A 15,503-nucleotide genomic window follows, 5' to 3' on the forward strand; every position below is an offset into this window, starting at 1 on the left:
AGCATCCGACTCGCTCGCACTAGCCTGAGCGGCCGAATGAGTGCCACCGATTCACTTCCCGAGCTCGCCAAGGCGTACTCCCCCGCCGACGCCGAACCCGCCGTCAAGGCGGCATGGGCGGCGTCCGACGTGTTCCACGCCGAGCCGGTCGCCGACGATCAGCCCACCTATTCGATCGTAATCCCGCCACCGAACGTCACGGCGGCGCTCCACCTGGGCCACGCACTCAACAACACCCTCCAAGACGTCCTGATCCGGTACCACCGGATGCGCGGCGCCGAGACACTCTGGATGCCCGGCACCGACCACGCCGGCATCGCCACGCAGTCGGTCGTCGAGAAGCGACTCCTCAACGACGGCGTCAAGCGTCTCGAGATGGGACGCCAGGCGTTCGTCGCCCGCACCCAGGAGTGGAAGGACGAGTACGAGCGGATCATCCTCGACCAACTCCTCGCGATGGGCGCCTCGTGCGACTACGAGCGCACCCGCTTCACGATGGACGAGATGTGCGCCACCGCGGTGCGCCACGCGTTCTTCACGCTCTTCGGCGACGGGCTGATCTACCGCGGCAAGCGCCTCGTCAACTGGGACCCGGCGACCCGCACGGCGCTGTCCGACGACGAGGTCGAGAACCAGGAGGTCGACGGTCACATGTGGTACCTGCGGTACCCGCTCGCCGACGGCTCCGGGCACATCACCGTCGCCACGACGCGCCCCGAGACGATGCTCGGCGACTCCGGCATCGCCGTCAACCCGAACGACCCGAGGGCCGACGAACTCGTCGGCAAGACCGTGATCCTCCCGATCGTCGGTCGCGAGATCCCGATCGTCGCCGACGACTACGTCGTGATGGCCGATCCCGAGAGTTCCGACGCCAAGGCCCAGTACGCGTCCGGGTTCCTCAAGGTCACGCCGGCGCACGATCCGAACGACTGGGAGATCGGCCTCCGACACGACCTCGACGTCATCAACGTCATGGGCCCCGACGGCGCGATCTCCGACCAGTACGGCTGGAACGACGTGTCGGCCGAGGCGGGCAACTTCGTCGGGATGTCGCGCGAAGTGGCGCGTGCCGGCATCGTCGAGTGGTTCAGCGAACGAGGGCTACTCGAGAACGTTCGTGACTACACGCACTCGGTCGGCCACTCCTACCGCAGCCACGTGCCGATCGAGCCGTGGCTCAGCGATCAGTGGTACGTCGCGGTCACCGACGACCGCCTGCGTGGTTCGGCGATGCGGGCCCAGGACCCCGACCAGTCGCCGCCGCTGCCCGCCGACGTGGACGCTCGGTCAGAGCGTCCCGGTGACGGCGAACTCCAGATCTTCCCGCCGCGCTACGCGAAGACCTACCACCAGTGGCACGACAACATCCGCGACTGGTGCATCAGCCGTCAGCTGTGGTGGGGTCACCAGATCCCGGTCTGGACGCGGCTGATGCCGCTCGCCGACGCAGATGCCGCCGTCACCGAGGCGCTCGCCGACCGCGAGGTCGACGAGGGTGCGCTGATCCGGAGCCGGTGGACGGCAGCCGGCGCACATCACCTGGTTCGCAGGGTCACCCCCGGCGAGATCGAAGAGGCGATCTGCGTGCCGCCTCCGGCCACGCTCCGCCGTCTCGAGACCGACGAAACCCTCCTCGAGGCCGAGCTGGTCGCCGAGCTCGAGCGCGCCGGATTCGTGCGCGACGAAGACGTGCTCGACACGTGGTTCTCGTCCGGGCTGTGGCCGATGTCGACGATGGGCTGGCCCTGGCCGGAGGACCACCCCGAGACCATCGGACTCCTCGACTCGTTCAACCCGACGTCGCTGCTCACGACGGCGCGCGAGATCATCACGCTCTGGGTGAGTCGGATGGTCATGTTCAACCGCTACTTCCTCGACGGCCAACTGCCGTTCGCCGACGTGTTCATCCACGCGATGATCCAGGACGGCCACGGCCAGAAGATGTCGAAGAGCCTCGGCAACGGTGTCGACCCGCGCGACATCATCGAGGGACACGGCGCGGACGCGATGCGGTTCACGCTCGTGCAGATGACGACCGACACGCAAGACGTCCGGATGCCGGTCGACCTGGTGTGCCCGCACACGGGCGAGGCGTTCACCCCCGAGTTCATCACGACGCCCGCCGGTCACGTCGTCGCCGCCCCGATCCAGACCTCACCCGGCGACCCGACCAAGCGGATGGTGAGCGCGTACGGCGTCGCGTCCGGAACCGCCACCCCGACCGACGACATGCCGCTCGCGCTCAACACCAGCGCGAAGTTCGACCTCGGCCGCAACTTCGCGAACAAGCTGTGGAACGCCACGCGCTTCGCGCTCAAGCGGGTCGACGCGGCCCAGCCGGTCGCCACCCCGGTCGACGTCTCCGAGCGCCCGTTCCCCGACCGGTGGATCGTCGCTCGACTCGCCCGCACCGTCTCCCGTCTCGAGGCGGCGCTGGCCGACTATCAGTTCAACGCATACGCCGACACGCTCTACGACTTCGTCTGGCACGACGTCTGCGATCGCTACCTCGAGATGGTCAAGCCGACGATCGACGACGACCACCAGCAGCAAGCGGTGCTCGTCTCGGTGCTCGACGCCGTGCTGCGCATCATGCACCCGGTCTGCCCCTTCGTCACCGAGGCCCTCTGGCCCCACGTCACCGCCGCGCGGTGCGGCGACGTCGACGGACTCTCCCTGCCGCCGTCCGAACTGCTCGCCGGAGCAGCCTGGCCGGTCGTCGACCCGGCGCTCGACGACAGCGGCGCGATCGACACCTGGCAGCGAGCCGACCAGTTGATCGGTGCGATCAGGACGGTCCGTGGCGCCCAGAGCATCCCGCCTCGCAAACGGATCACCGTGCACGCCCCGTCCGAGACGATGACGTTGATCGCACGCGCCGACGGCGTGGTCGAGGTGTTGGCCGGCGTCGGTGAACTCGTCGACATCGCGGGCGAACGACCCACGGTCGCGAGCCCGATCACGTTCGAGGGCGCCGAGATCCTGCTCAGCGGACTGCTCGACGACGTCGATCTCGACCAGGAACGCGACCGCCTCCAGAAGATCATCGACGGCAAGACCAAGCAGATCGCCGGTTTCCACGGCCGCCTCGCCAACGAGGGGTTCCTCGCCAACGCGAAACCCGAGATCGTGGCCGACACCCGCACGATGCTCGCCGCCGCCGAAGCCGACCTTGCCGCCGCCCGGACGGCGCTCACCAACCTCGGCTGAGCGCGTCGGCCCGCCGGCGGCACTCACGTTTCGGCCGTTTCGTGCCGAAGAACCGGGTGTGGACCGCCAAATTTCCGTTCGACTCTCCCCGAACCCGCCGCTAGCCTTCTCATGATGCGATCAAGGCTGGGGCAGCTCGCGACACTCACCGTCGCCGGGGCGACACTGATCGTGGCCACCGCGTCCGCCGCGGCCGCCGTCCCACCACCCGACTCCGGGTCGACCACGACGACCAGCGTGCCGGCGTCGTCGACCACCACGACCACCGCCACGACGACGACGACCCTGGCGCCGACGACGACCACCACCACCACCACCACGACGAGCACCACGACGACCACGACCACACCACCCGCACCGCTCGTGGTCGAGATCCCGGCCGCCCCGCAGCGCGTCACGCCGAGTCGAGGCACGGCCGCACAGGTCACCGACACGCTGCCGCCGCCTCCGACCACGACGACGACCACCCTGCCCCCCGAGTGGGTGCTGCCCGCCAACTCCGGGACCGGACGCCGCGTCGTCTACTCCAAGTCGCGCATGCGGGTCTGGACCGTCGAGAGCGACGGGTCGGTCTCCAAGACGCACCTCGTGTCGGGCCGTCGCACCTGGAACCAACCGCTGCCGGGCACCTACCAGGTGTTCTCCCGCTCCCGGTACACCTGCAACATCAACAACCCGCACATCTGCTGGCAGTTCATGGTGCGGTTCACCAAGGGGCCGGGCGGCGACAACATCGGGTTCCACGAGATCCCGACCGACACCCGCACCGGCTACAAGCTGCAGTCGCTGAGCCAACTCGGTCAGGCCCTGTCGGCCGGCTGTGTGCGCCAGGCCCCGAGCGACGCCGCGTTCATCTGGGACTGGGCGCCGATCGGCACCCGCGTCGTCGTCCTCGGCTGATCTGCCACCCCGCCTGCACCGGATCGGGCGCCGGCACACGGGTACGCTGGCGTCCGACATGGCCACCTCGAAACCCCGCCGCACCTGGCCGCAACGACTCACGTTCGTCACCGTCATCGTCGCCTCGCTGGCGTGTTTCGCCACCGCCGCTGGCCTCGCGGCCGGACAGTGGGTGCTCTCCCAGCGACGCCTCGTCGACATCGATCCGGTCGATCCCGCCACGCTGAACGCCTCGGGGGACGGCCCGACGATCATCCTGCCCGGAGCGACGACGACGCTGCCGTCAGACGCCGGCGCACCGACGACCAGCATCGTGCTCGCCGAACCCGACGCCGCGAACTTCCTCGTGGTCGGGTCGGACAACGGCGGCTGCAGCGACCAGATCGGCACCGGCGACCGCGACGACCTGGGCGAGCGCAGCGACACGATCATGGTCTGGCGTGCCAACCCCGAGACCAACCAGCTCGCCGTCCTCTCCTTCCCACGCGACCTCTACGTCGACATCGGCGGCCGGCGCGATCGCATCAACACCGCCTATCGCCGCGACGACCCGACTCGACTGATCGAGACCATCGCCGCCAACTTCGGCGTACCGGTCGACCACTACGTGCAGGTCGACTTCTGCGCATTCCGCGAACTCGTCAACTCCGTCGGCGGTGTCGAAGTGCCGTTCGCCATGCCGGCGCGCGACCGCCGCAGCGGCCTGGCGGTGCCCACCACCGGTTGTGTCAACCTCGAGGGCGACATGGCACTCGCGTACGTGCGGTCCCGCCACTACGAGTACGAGGATCCGGCGGGCAGCGGCAACTGGGAACAGGACGGCACGTCCGACTTCGGGCGGATCGCACGCCAGCAGGATTTCCTGCGCCGCGTCGTCGCGAAGGTGATCAACGACGGTCTGACCTCGCCGAGCGTCGCGTCGGCGCTGATCACCACCAACCGGAAGTACCTCGTGACCGACACCGGCCTGACCGTGAACCGGATGCTCGAGTTCGCCAACACGCTGCGGCGGCTCGACCCGGCCGACATCACGACCTACCGCATCGAGTCGTCGAGCGAGACACTCTCCAACGGCGACAAGGTCGAGCGTCCCCGCATCGGTGGCAGCAACATGCAGGCGATCCTGTCGGTGTTCTCCGGACAGGCTCGCCTCGCCGACGCTCCCGATCAGGTCTTCGCGACCACCACCACCGCCGCGCCCCGCACGACGACCACGACCTCACCCGACAACGGGTCGAGTGCCGACGAGACCACGGAGGACACCACCGACGAGAGCGTCACGACGACGACGTTGCCGGTGATCGAAGCCGAGGAGAACACGGTCGGGATCGTTCCCGACCGCGACTCGATCTGCAACTGATCGACGGGTCAGCGTTCGAGCACCCGTGACATCGCAGCGATGATCGTCGAGGGGCCGTCGACGGTCGTCCATCTCGCGCCGACGGCCTCGGCCAGCTCGGCGGCCTCGTCGCTGTCGCCCTCCGGGGCGATCACGATCAACTCGTCGAGGCCCATCGCGGCGCCGACGACATCGCCCGGTTCCGTCGACCGACAATCCGACAGCAGGATCGTGACCTGCCGTGACGCCGACGACGCCCTGAGCTGCGCTCCGGCGGCCAGCAGCGCCCCGGCGACGTCGGTGGTGCCGTGGCCGCGCAGCGCCAGCACACGGTCGATCACATCGTCGACCGACCGGGTCTCCCACATGGCCTTCGGGGCGACGACATCGCGAGCGAAGCACAGCACCGCGTACTCGCCTTCGGCGCGAGCGGCGACCGCTGCGGCCGACAGCGCCGCCGTCGCGAGCGGCGCACCGTGCATCGAACCGCTGCGGTCGACGACGAGACACCATGCGGTGGCCGGCTTCGCCCAGGCTCTGACGAGCAGGTCGTCCGGGTCGATCGCGCGCTGCTCGGCGCGCGCCTGCACGAGCGCATCGAGACTGCCGTCGACGTCGAGATCGCCGCGGTCGGGGCGGTAGCTCATCGAGACGACCTTGCCGATCCCCGGCGCATCGGCGGGCTCGTGGCGCGCCAGGTCGAGGAACAGCCGTGCCGCCAACGAGCGCGCCAGTTCGCGCAGCCCGACGTCGGTGGCTCGGGTCATCTCCGCGAGCAACGCCAGTGCGTCGTCCGGATCGGCGTCGAGTGCCTCGGCGAGCGCCGCCTCGTCGAGTTCGCCCACGTCCGGTGAAACGTCGTCGAAGGTCGGGTTCGCCTCCAACTGGCGACGCGGCGTCGAACTCCGCCGAGCCTCGTCGATGATCTCGTCGGCGTCCTCCCCCGCCGCGACCGGCGGCGGGGTCAGTCCGCCGGGATCGCCCCGCTCGGGGCCGGCGCTTTTCCCGGGTCGGACGGATCGTCGGGCGACGCCTCGAACACCTGCCGCCACAGCTCGGTCACGATCGCCTCGGGATCGCGATGGCACCCTTCACGCACGCGGATCCGACCCGAGAGCGCCACCAGGGCTGCATCGAGCGAGACCTCGGGGTCGGTGATCGGACGGCGACGGACCTGGCCGAGCGAGACAGCGACCGCGCACATGTCGATCGCCCCTCGCACCGACGAGCCGATCCTGACGTCGGCGTGCTCACGGGTCAGACGGACGAGCTCGACCGTGCGCGCGGCCCAGTCGGCGTCGACATCGGGTTGGTGCCGGGTCGTGATCGCCGCCTCGTCGGCCGCGTCCTGGTAGCCCACCGAGAGGCGACACACCCGGTCGTAGATCGCCGAGGAGATCCGCGCCGTCCCGATCGCGTCGAACGGGTTCATCGCCGCCACCAGCCTGAAGCCGGGCTCGGCCCCGATCGTGCCGAGACGTGGCACGTTGATCTCGCGCTCGCTCATCACCGAGACCAGCACGTTGAGGGTCTCCTCGGGAACACGGTTCAGTTCTTCGACGTACAGCAGCGCGCCCCCGCGGAGCGCGGCGACGAGCGGTCCGTCGACGAAGACGTCGGCGTCGTAGCCCTCGGCGAGCACACGCGCGGGGTCGAAGTGGCCGATCAGCCGGGAGGGTGTGAGTTCGGCGTTGCCCTCCACGAACTCGAAGCCGATGCCGAGCTCGCGAGCGACCGCCCGCAGCAGCGTCGACTTGCCGGTGCCCGGCGGACCTTCGAGCAGCATGTGCCGGTCGGCAGCCAGCGCCGCGACGACGAGATCGATCTCGCGTCGCCGCCCCACGACCTGGGTCGTGAGACGGTCGACGAGTTCGTGGTGGTTCACCCGGTGCGCAACCGTCAGTCGAACAGGATCACGCCGCGGATGTTCTCACCGTTGCGCATCGCGTCGTAGCCCTCGTTGATCTGATCGAGGGTGTAGGTCTTCGTGACCAGGTCGTCGAGGTTGAGCTGACCCTGGAGGTACAGCTCCATCAGGCGTGGAATGTCGCGACGCATGTTCGCGGATCCGAACCACGAGCCGACGATCTGCTTCTCGAACGCCGAGAGGAACAGGCCGGGAACGGCGATGCTGCTCTCGGTCACGGGGTGGATGTTGGTCACCACGACGCGCGATCCCTTGCCCGCCATCCAGAACGCCTCGCCGAGCGCGTCGCCGTCGCCGGTGCCCATTGCCATGATCACCTTGTCGTAGCCACGATCCCAGGTGGCGTTGCCGAGGTCGGCGGTCGCCTCGGCCATCGACGCGTACGTGTGCGTCGCTCCGAACTCCATCGCCTTCTCGCGCTTGAACTCCACCGGGTCGATCGCGGCGACGACGCGCGCGCCCGCCATCTTCGCTCCCTGGACGGCGTTCGCCCCGATCCCGCCGACGCCGACGACGGCCACGTAGTCGCCGGGCTGGACGTCGGCGGTGTTGACCGCGGAGCCCCATCCGGTCACGACACCGCAACCGAGCAGGCACGCCTTGTCGAGCGGCCAATCCTTGTCGATCTTCACACAGCTCGCCTCGTTGACGACGGTGTGCTCGGCGAACGTGCCGAGCAGGCACATCAGCCCGAGGTCGTGGCCGTCGTGACTGTGGTGTCGTGCCGTGCCGTCACCGATCTGCATGCCGGCGCCGAGGCCCGCAGCATCGTTGCAGAGATTCGACTTGCCACGCGCACACCATTCGCACCGGCCACAGGCCGGGATGAAGCCGAACACGACGTGGTCACCCGGTTCGAGGCCGCTGACCCCTTCACCCACCTCCAGCACGACGCCGGACCCCTCGTGTCCACCGATCATCGGCGGGCCCGGAGCGGCACCGGCGAGATCGCCGGTGAGAACGTGCTCGTCGGAGTGGCACATGCCCGACGCGGCGAGTTTCACGAGCACCTCACCCTTCTTGGGTGGATCGAGTTCGATCTCCTCGACGCTCCAGGGGGTGTTGAGTTCGCGAAGAATGGCAGCGCGTGTCTTCATGTCGGGACTCCGTCTCTCGATGGGCGTTGTGTTCGGGACTGTAGCCACCATGCTGGAGGCGTGCCGAAGCCAGCCGAACTGCTCGACTCGCTGCGGGCGATGACGTCCGACGAACTGCACGAGATGGCCGAACCGGTTCGCCAGGTGCAGATCGAACGGGCACTCGACCGTGGCGACCACGAGGCGATCATCGCCAGGGCGTTCGAGGTCGGCTTCGGCCGAGACGGGTTGGCCGAACAGCCGTGGATCGAGGCCGACGTCCTCGTCTGCCCCGGCGGCCTGATCGCCAAGTCACGCTCCAGTCACCGATGCCGGTTCGTGAGCGTCGACGACGCATGGGTGTGGGACTCCGGATTGCTGATGCGCGAGGACAAACGCTCGATCCCGGGCGCCCAGGACGGGTTCCGGGCCGTCGCGCTGCTCCCGGTGGTCGACGGCATGGAGCTCGACGTCGTGAGCGGGCGTGCCCGCTCGACGGGCCATTCGGTCGAACACGTCGTGTCGTACGAGGTGCGCGGCGGCGAGCTGGTCGAGGTCGGCCAACGCAACGTCGTCGCTCGCGACATGCGCTGATCCGGAACGTCGGCGGTCGTCGGCGATCGACGTGGCAGGCTGAGCCGATGCAGCGACGATTCGAACAGCTCGACGTGTTCTCCTCCACCCCGTGGTCGGGGAACCCGCTCGCCGTGGTCGTCGACGGTGACGGCCTCTCCGACGACGAGATGCAGCGGTTCGCGAACTGGACCAACCTGTCGGAGACCACGTTCGTCCTGCCGCCGACCACCCCGGACGCCGACTATCGCGTGCGGATCTTCACGACCACCTTCGAGCTGCCGTTCGCCGGGCACCCGACGCTCGGGACGTGCCGGGCCTGGCTCGATCACGGCGGTCGACCGGCCGACGGCGACACGATCGTGCAGGAGTGCGGGGCCGGTCTCGTCACCATCCGTCGCGACGACGACCGCCTGGCGTTCGCCGCTCCCCCGCTCGTGCGATCGGGCCCGGTCGACACCGCACTCCGCGAGCGGATCGAACGCACGCTCCGCACGCCGGTCGTCGACGCCGCCTGGTGTGACAACGGCCCCGGCTGGGTCGCGGCCCTGCTGGCGTCGGGTGACGAGGTGCTGGCGCTCGAACCCGACTTCGGCGACACGCTCGACCTCAAGCTCGGTGTGGTCGGTCCGGCCGGCGATCGAGACCCCGACGGCCACGATGTGGAGGTCAGGGCCTTCTTCCCGGGTCTGACCTCGATGCTGGAGGATCCGGTCACCGGGAGCCTCAACGCGTCGCTCGCCCAGTGGCTGATGGGCCGCGACCCCACGCTCGAGTCGTACGTCGCACGCCAGGGCACCGCCCTGGGTCGAGCGGGGCGCGTCCACCTCCGGCGCGAGGGCGGGGAGATCTGGGTCGGCGGCCGCGTCTCGCGCTGCGTGAGCGGGCACGTCGAGCTCTGACGCGACGCACCGTGTTCCCGATCAGCGCGGGACGACGGTCACCTCGATGTACCGCTCGGGTGACATGTGTGCGTCGATGTACGACCGGACCCGGCCGGCGGTGACCGACTGGAGCTCCTGGTACTCGAAGATGTAGTCGTCGAGCTCGCGGGCCGGATGGATCTCGGCGTCGAGCAACTCCTGGACGAAGGTGCCGTTGTTGACGAAGTTGAGCGATTCCTCAACCTGTGCGTAGGCATTGAAGAATTCCTGGTCGGACGGCCCGTCGGTGCCCAGTTCGTCGAACTCGGCGACCACGAGATCGGCGATGGAACCGACCCGGTCCGGTGATCCGGTGACGAACACGTACGTCTCGATCGCCGGTTCGGGATCGGTGGTGATGTACGACACCGCCGACGGCGAGTAGCTCTCGCCGAGCTCCTCGCGGACCACGTCGGTGAGCCGAGCCCTGATCAACTCGGTCGTCACGTCGGCGGTCACCCGCAGGCCGGCGTCGATGTCGTCGACCGGGCTCGTGAACAGCATCGTCACCGTCGCGGTGTCGCCCGTGCCGGCCGCGACCTCGGCGCTCGCGACGCCCGCCGGCGGCGGGTCTTCGACGTCGATCCACGTCTCCGCCACGCCCGAACCGGGGAGCGACCCGAAGTACGAGTTCGCCAGTTCCGTGACCGCGTCGATGTCGATGTCACCCGCGAACACGAACACCCAGTCGGAGGCGTCGCCGTACCGGTCGCGCCAGACACGCTCGACGCCGTCGAGGTCGAGCGTCGCGAACTGCTCGGGCGTCGGCAGCGAGGCGTAGCGCAACTCGTCGGGATAGCGGAGGTCTCGTACGGCGTCGTCGGCCGCGGCCCGGGCATCGGACGCCGGGTCGGCGACGAGCGGACCGACGCGGTTCTGCAGTTGGCTCAACGCGATCGGGTCGAACCGGGGCTCGGTCATGTAGAGGTGCAGTTTCTGGAACAGCACCTCGATGTCGGCCACGGCTCCCGAGCCGGCGAAGTGGTCGACGTAGGGATCGATCCAGGCGCCGACCGCGGCGTCGGCACCGGCGGTGATCTGCGCGATCTCGGCCTCGTTGAAGTCGGCGACGCCGCTCGACGTGACGATGTCGGCGGCGTACAGCGCGTCGACCACGTCGGCATCATCGACCAGCGACGAACCACCCGGGCTCGCCGCCTGATAGAAGACCTGCCCCTCGACGATCGTGTTGCTGTTGAGAATGACCGTCACCCCGTTCGGGTACACGATCCGCACCGGGTCGAACAGCGAATCGCCCTGCGGGAGCACCGACTCGATCGCGAGCGGAGCCTGCGGATCCGGACGGTCCATGAGCGCTTCTGGCAGGGCGCGTCGGGCGGCACGGGCTTCGACCGGGCGCTCGGAGGTGGCGGCGATCGCCGCCAGCACCTCGGCTTCGGTCGGCATCCGATCGGCGACGCTCTCGGGCGTGGAGATGATCACGTGTGGGGCCGAGTTCGCCCATCGCGCCTGGAACCGGAGCGTCATGGCCTCGGGTGTGATCGCGTCGAGGATCGACGTGACGATCTCGTACTCGTCGGTGATCGAGGGATACGGCGCGTCGTCGAGGAACGCCTGGATCAAGGTGTCGGCGTAGTCACGGTCCTGGTTGCTCTCGCGGCCGTCGTAACGGGAGTCGTAGAACGACCGGAGTGTCTCGCGGGCGAGGTCGGTCTCCTGCTCGGTGAACCCGAACCGGTACGTACGCTCGTACTCGTCGAGCAGTGTGACGAGCGTGTCGCCGACCCGGGCCGCGTCGGTGAACGTGTAGAGCGCCGGAGCGTCGAGCGAATCGACGAAGCTGTTGCCACCGCGGGTGACGGCATCGAAGGGCGCCAGGCCGGCGGCGAGGTCCTGATCGAGCCGTCGTACGAGTGCGTCGTAGATCATCTCGTCGAGCAACGCGGCACGGGCCGCGAGCGTGCCGGAGCCCTCGACCGCCGGCAGCGGCAGTGTGACCTCGACGTCGACGGTCTGCTGGTCGGGGTCGGCGTGGAGAGCGAACGCAGGCTCGAGGTCGACGTCGAACGAGGCGTCGGGGCGTTCGGGCAGTTCCTCGGTCGCGGCGGCCGCTGGGCCGAACAGCCGCTCGATGTCGACCACGATCTCATCGACGTCGATGTCACCGACGACGACGATCGCAGCGTTGTCGGGTCGATACCACTCGTCGTAGTACGAGCGCAGGACGTCGCGCGGCATGGTCTCGATCGAGGTGTTGTCGCCGATCGGCGACCTGCGGTCGTACGGGGTGTCGGCCAGGTACATGTCCTGGGCGACGTCGAACAGCCGCCCCTGGGTGCTCTGCGTTCGCACCCGCCACTCGTCGAGTACGACACCTCGCTCGGCGACCACCTGCGCCTCGTCGAACAGCGCGTGCGAGAGCCACTGCTCGAGCACCGTCAGGCCCAACTCCACGGTCTCGTCCGCGTTCGGCACGGTCAGCGTGTACACCGTCTCGTCGAACGCCGTGTATGCGTTGACGTCGGCACCGAAGGCGGCGCCGAAGCTGCGCAACGTGTCGATCAGTTCGTTCTCCGGGAACTTCTCGGTGCCGTTGAACAGCATGTGCTCGACGAAGTGGGCCACGCCCGTCTGATCGCTCGACTCGTCGACCGACCCCGCCTTGATCGCGAGTCGTACGTCGGCCTTCGAACCCGGATTGTCGTTCTGCCGCACGTAGTAGGTCAGCCCGTTGTCGAGGACGCCGGTGCGGACGGCGTCGTCGTTCGGGATCGGCTCGTCGCTCGTGTCGACCAGACCGGGGAGCTCCGGGCCGACGGGGCGGGCGTCGGGATCACCGGAACCGGGTTCGGTCGTCGTCGTTCGGCTCGGACCGGACGTCCCGGTGCCATCGCCATCGACACCGACATCGCCATCGCCATCGCCATCGATGGCGCTCGTCGTCGTGGACGACGAGTCGTCGTCGCCCGACGAGCACGCCGTCACCGTCAACGCGCACACCAGCAAGATCCCGCCACACCGTCGCATCCGGCGACCTTAGAGGGGGCGGAGCCATCGACCGAAGATGCGCGCCGGTTCGGGCGTCAGCGAGGTCGTGTCACACGGGCGACGGACGACTCGTACCAGGTCGACGCGTCGATCAACTCCCGCGAGCGTGCAGCGGCCGGATCCCCGGCCGGTGGGGACAGGTCGGCTTCGACGAAACGCAGCATCGAGTCGAGCGCATCGATCGCGTCGGGGGTGTCACGTCGTCGGCGTCGGAGTTCGTCACCGACCTCGAGCAGCGTCCTGACCATGACCAGTTGGACCGACGGTTGCCCGATCGCGAAGTGGCGGATCTGGTTGTAGGCGGCGACGACGATGTCGTCGTAGGTCGCGACCCGTGAGCGGAAGAAGTCGCAACCGTCGAGTGTCATCGACGGTTCGTGCAGCCGGCGTTCGAGAACGGCGAGCACGACCTCGCCGAGTTGTTCGATCACCGCGGCGGCGGTGTTCGGGTCGTTGACCCCTGGGGACAGCGCCTTGTTCGCGATGTCCTCGAGCATCGTGAACCCGAACGCGAGATCCTGCTGCATCGAACGCTGTTCGCCGATCGCGAAGGCACCCCGCAGGTCGCGCATGAGCGATGACAGGTCGTCGGCGCTCGGCGGTGGCCAGAGCACGAGCAACGGTGTGCCGGCGCCGACATAGCTCCCGGCCGATACGTCGAGTCGGACCGTACTGTCGTCGTCGATCGATGCCCGGATCGCCTCGAGGCTGATCTGCTGCACCCAGCCGCGACGGTCGGCGGTCAGCACGGCGCCCGGCTCGGTCGGTGGCCGGAGCTCCGACCTGACGCGCTCGTCGGTCGACTTCGCATCGGTGGCCGAACCCGATGGAGGTCGCGTGCCGTCGTCGTCGGCCCCCTCGATCGGCCCGGAGACGTCGAACCGAACCGAGAGTTCCGGGTAGGTCTCCTCCACCAACTGGACCATCTCCTCGACCAACTGCCGCGTCACGGCCGATGCTCGGAGACTCTGCGAGGTGTGGCTGATCGAGGCGAGCAGCGCAAAGACCGCCGCGATCGCGAAGAGGACGGCGAGGAACACCGACAGGCGCGGGATGTAGGCCGATCCCTCGGCGTCGAGCGGGCCGCGCACTTCACGGAGGACGAGCAGGCTGTACGTGAACGTCGCCAGCAGGACGCCGATCATGTTCTGCTGGAACCGGTCGCGGAGGAAGGAGCGAAGGACACGGGACGTGTAGACGCTGCTCGACATCTGGATCGCGACGAGCGTCAGCGAGAAGACGACCGATGCGGCGCCGATCGTGCCGGAACTGATCGCACCGAGCAGGGCTCTGGCGCTCTCGACGGTCGTGTCGAGGAAACCGGGGAACGCGTCGTTCTCCTGGGTGCGCTGGTCGATCCATGTCACCAGCTGGGACAGACCGATCGCCGCGACGATCCAGACGACCGGCACGGCGAACAGGCTCGACCGCGCCGACTCCACGTACGAGCGGATGACGACGAGCACGCGGCCGCCGTCGCGCCAGCCGTCGTTCGCGACTCGTCCGGGCTTCATCGCGCCACCCGGGCGAACGCCCACAATTGACGAACCGACCGGAGGGGCCGGTCGGTTCGTCGGTGGGGTCGGGGATTCGGTGTCGACTCGATGGTCGACGGGATGATGCTCAACTCGCCGTTCGGGGGGAGTCGTCCTGACGGCGACGCTTGATGATCATGGCGACGACGAGAGCGACGGCGACGATCCCGACGACCGAGAACAGGCGGCGACGGCGTGCGGCGGCCCGGTAGTCGTCGAGACCGGGCACGTGGCCCGCTGCGCTGCTGACCGCGTCGGCGGCGTTGCCGGCGAGATCGCGCAGTTCCTCGGCGAAGTTGCTCACGTCAGGCGTGGAGACGTTGGGCATGTCGGGCAGGGAGACCTTGTTGGTGAAGTTCATCGTCGTCACCTCAGACCCGGCGCCGGCCGAAGATGAACAACAGCAGGGCGATGATGGCGAGGACGATCAGGATCGTGTACAGCATGACGGTCGAGTACCCCCGGCGCGACCGGCCCAAACCTGCACCGGGGCACCGACGTCGGGTCGGCTGACGGGTCGGCGTCCGACGGCGGTGACCGGCTTCGACCACTTGGTGTGACGACGGGTGTGACGACGGGTGTGACGATGGGTTTGACGATGGGTTTGACGAGGGGGGTGCTCGGGTACCGACGACGCATCGGACGAGCCGTTCGTTCGCGTCGAAAGGAACCACACCATGTTTGCTGCACTCGGAATCATCCTCCTCGTCGCCGGGGCGATCCTGACCTTCGCGGTCGACCGTCAGGCCGAGGGTGTCGATCTCGCCGCCATCGGCTGGATCGTGATGGCCGGCGGAGCACTCTCGTTGCTGGTCGCCATGATTCAGGGCGCCGGCTGGATGTCGATGAACAAGTCCAAGATGCACACCGAGACCCACGTGTCACCCGACGGTCGACACCAGGTCGAGGAGACCCACACCGCCTGACACACGACACGACACGAGTGCCGTCCCGCTCCCGCCGGGCGGCTGCAACGAGGGACCGGGCAGCCGCCCGGTCCCTCGGTCG

The 15,503-nt window shown here is 68.6% G+C and carries 12 protein-coding genes; 6 read left to right on the plus strand and 6 right to left on the minus strand.

Features of this window, described 5'->3' with window-relative positions:
* Window positions 1–36 precede the first annotated feature (36 nt).
* From R8G01_10785 to R8G01_10795, 3 genes are all read left to right on the plus strand, one after another.
* Window positions 37–3,213: a valine--tRNA ligase gene (locus R8G01_10785; protein MDW3214475.1), complete on the plus strand. Its 3,177-nt coding sequence runs from the start codon at window positions 37–39 to the stop codon at window positions 3,211–3,213.
* 114 nt (window positions 3,214–3,327) lie between these two features.
* Window positions 3,328–4,113 carry a L,D-transpeptidase gene (locus tag R8G01_10790; protein ID MDW3214476.1) on the plus strand — a complete coding sequence of 262 codons (786 nt, stop codon included), beginning with the start codon at window positions 3,328–3,330 and terminating at the stop codon, window positions 4,111–4,113.
* 58 nt (window positions 4,114–4,171) lie between these two features.
* Complete coding sequence (locus R8G01_10795) at window positions 4,172–5,473, plus strand: LCP family protein (protein ID MDW3214477.1); 1,302 nt, start codon at window positions 4,172–4,174, stop codon at window positions 5,471–5,473.
* An 8-nt stretch (window positions 5,474–5,481) separates the two neighbouring features.
* Here R8G01_10795 and R8G01_10800 read toward each other — a convergent pair whose 3' ends face one another.
* The 3 genes from R8G01_10800 to R8G01_10810 form a co-directional block, all read right to left on the minus strand.
* Window positions 5,482–6,297, minus strand: coding sequence for a VWA domain-containing protein (locus tag R8G01_10800; protein MDW3214478.1), 816 nt, complete (start codon window positions 6,295–6,297; stop codon window positions 5,482–5,484).
* Between the two features lie 119 nt (window positions 6,298–6,416).
* The gene (locus tag R8G01_10805) at window positions 6,417–7,337 is read right to left on the minus strand and encodes a MoxR family ATPase (GenBank protein MDW3214479.1); all 921 of its coding nucleotides are present in this window, start codon (window positions 7,335–7,337) and stop codon (window positions 6,417–6,419) included.
* A 14-nt stretch (window positions 7,338–7,351) separates the two neighbouring features.
* On the minus strand, window positions 7,352–8,476 hold the full coding sequence (locus tag R8G01_10810; GenBank protein ID MDW3214480.1) for an NDMA-dependent alcohol dehydrogenase: 1,125 nt from the start codon (window positions 8,474–8,476) through the stop codon (window positions 7,352–7,354).
* Window positions 8,477–8,536: 60 nt separating this feature from the next.
* Between R8G01_10810 and R8G01_10815 the strand changes: the two genes are divergently transcribed.
* Together R8G01_10815 and R8G01_10820 are read left to right on the plus strand one after the other, a co-directional pair.
* Window positions 8,537–9,049, plus strand: coding sequence for a hypothetical protein (locus tag R8G01_10815; protein MDW3214481.1), 513 nt, complete (start codon window positions 8,537–8,539; stop codon window positions 9,047–9,049).
* Between the two features lie 47 nt (window positions 9,050–9,096).
* A complete protein-coding gene (locus tag R8G01_10820; protein MDW3214482.1) occupies window positions 9,097–9,930 on the plus strand; it encodes a PhzF family phenazine biosynthesis protein in 834 nt (277 codons plus the stop codon).
* 21 nt (window positions 9,931–9,951) lie between these two features.
* On the opposite strand, the gene R8G01_10825 is transcribed toward R8G01_10820, so the two are convergent.
* From R8G01_10825 to R8G01_10835, 3 genes are all read right to left on the minus strand, one after another.
* Window positions 9,952–12,939, minus strand: a complete 2,988-nt coding sequence (locus tag R8G01_10825; GenBank protein MDW3214483.1) for an insulinase family protein — start codon at window positions 12,937–12,939, stop codon at window positions 9,952–9,954.
* Window positions 12,940–12,995: 56 nt separating this feature from the next.
* Window positions 12,996–14,474, minus strand: a complete 1,479-nt coding sequence (locus R8G01_10830; protein ID MDW3214484.1) for a DUF2254 domain-containing protein — start codon at window positions 14,472–14,474, stop codon at window positions 12,996–12,998.
* Window positions 14,475–14,583: 109 nt separating this feature from the next.
* Window positions 14,584–14,856: a hypothetical protein gene (locus R8G01_10835; GenBank protein MDW3214485.1), complete on the minus strand. Its 273-nt coding sequence runs from the start codon at window positions 14,854–14,856 to the stop codon at window positions 14,584–14,586.
* Between the two features lie 316 nt (window positions 14,857–15,172).
* On the opposite strand from R8G01_10835, the gene R8G01_10840 reads away from it, so the two are divergent.
* The gene (locus R8G01_10840; protein MDW3214486.1) at window positions 15,173–15,421 is read left to right on the plus strand and encodes a DUF6458 family protein; all 249 of its coding nucleotides are present in this window, start codon (window positions 15,173–15,175) and stop codon (window positions 15,419–15,421) included.
* Window positions 15,422–15,503: the final 82 nt, after the last annotated feature.

The sequence above is a fragment of the Ilumatobacteraceae bacterium genome, assembly GCA_033344875.1.
Classification (GTDB): Bacteria; Actinomycetota; Acidimicrobiia; order Acidimicrobiales; family Ilumatobacteraceae; genus Ilumatobacter.

What these genes read in the sequence shown, in the direction of transcription:
- R8G01_10785 (MDW3214475.1), top strand. Translation starts at nt 37, where the DNA reads ATGAGTGCCACCGATTCACTTCCCGAGCTCGCCAAGGCGTACTCCCCC.
- R8G01_10790 (MDW3214476.1), top strand. Translation starts at nt 3,328, where the DNA reads ATGCGATCAAGGCTGGGGCAGCTCGCGACACTCACCGTCGCCGGGGCG.
- R8G01_10795 (MDW3214477.1), top strand. Translation starts at nt 4,172, where the DNA reads ATGGCCACCTCGAAACCCCGCCGCACCTGGCCGCAACGACTCACGTTC.
- R8G01_10810 (MDW3214480.1), bottom strand. Translation starts at nt 8,476, where the DNA reads ATGAAGACACGCGCTGCCATTCTTCGCGAACTCAACACCCCCTGGAGC.
- R8G01_10820 (MDW3214482.1), top strand. Translation starts at nt 9,097, where the DNA reads ATGCAGCGACGATTCGAACAGCTCGACGTGTTCTCCTCCACCCCGTGG.
- R8G01_10825 (MDW3214483.1), bottom strand. Translation starts at nt 12,939, where the DNA reads ATGCGACGGTGTGGCGGGATCTTGCTGGTGTGCGCGTTGACGGTGACG.
- R8G01_10830 (MDW3214484.1), bottom strand. Translation starts at nt 14,474, where the DNA reads ATGAAGCCCGGACGAGTCGCGAACGACGGCTGGCGCGACGGCGGCCGC.
- R8G01_10835 (MDW3214485.1), bottom strand. Translation starts at nt 14,856, where the DNA reads ATGAACTTCACCAACAAGGTCTCCCTGCCCGACATGCCCAACGTCTCC.
- R8G01_10840 (MDW3214486.1), top strand. Translation starts at nt 15,173, where the DNA reads ATGTTTGCTGCACTCGGAATCATCCTCCTCGTCGCCGGGGCGATCCTG.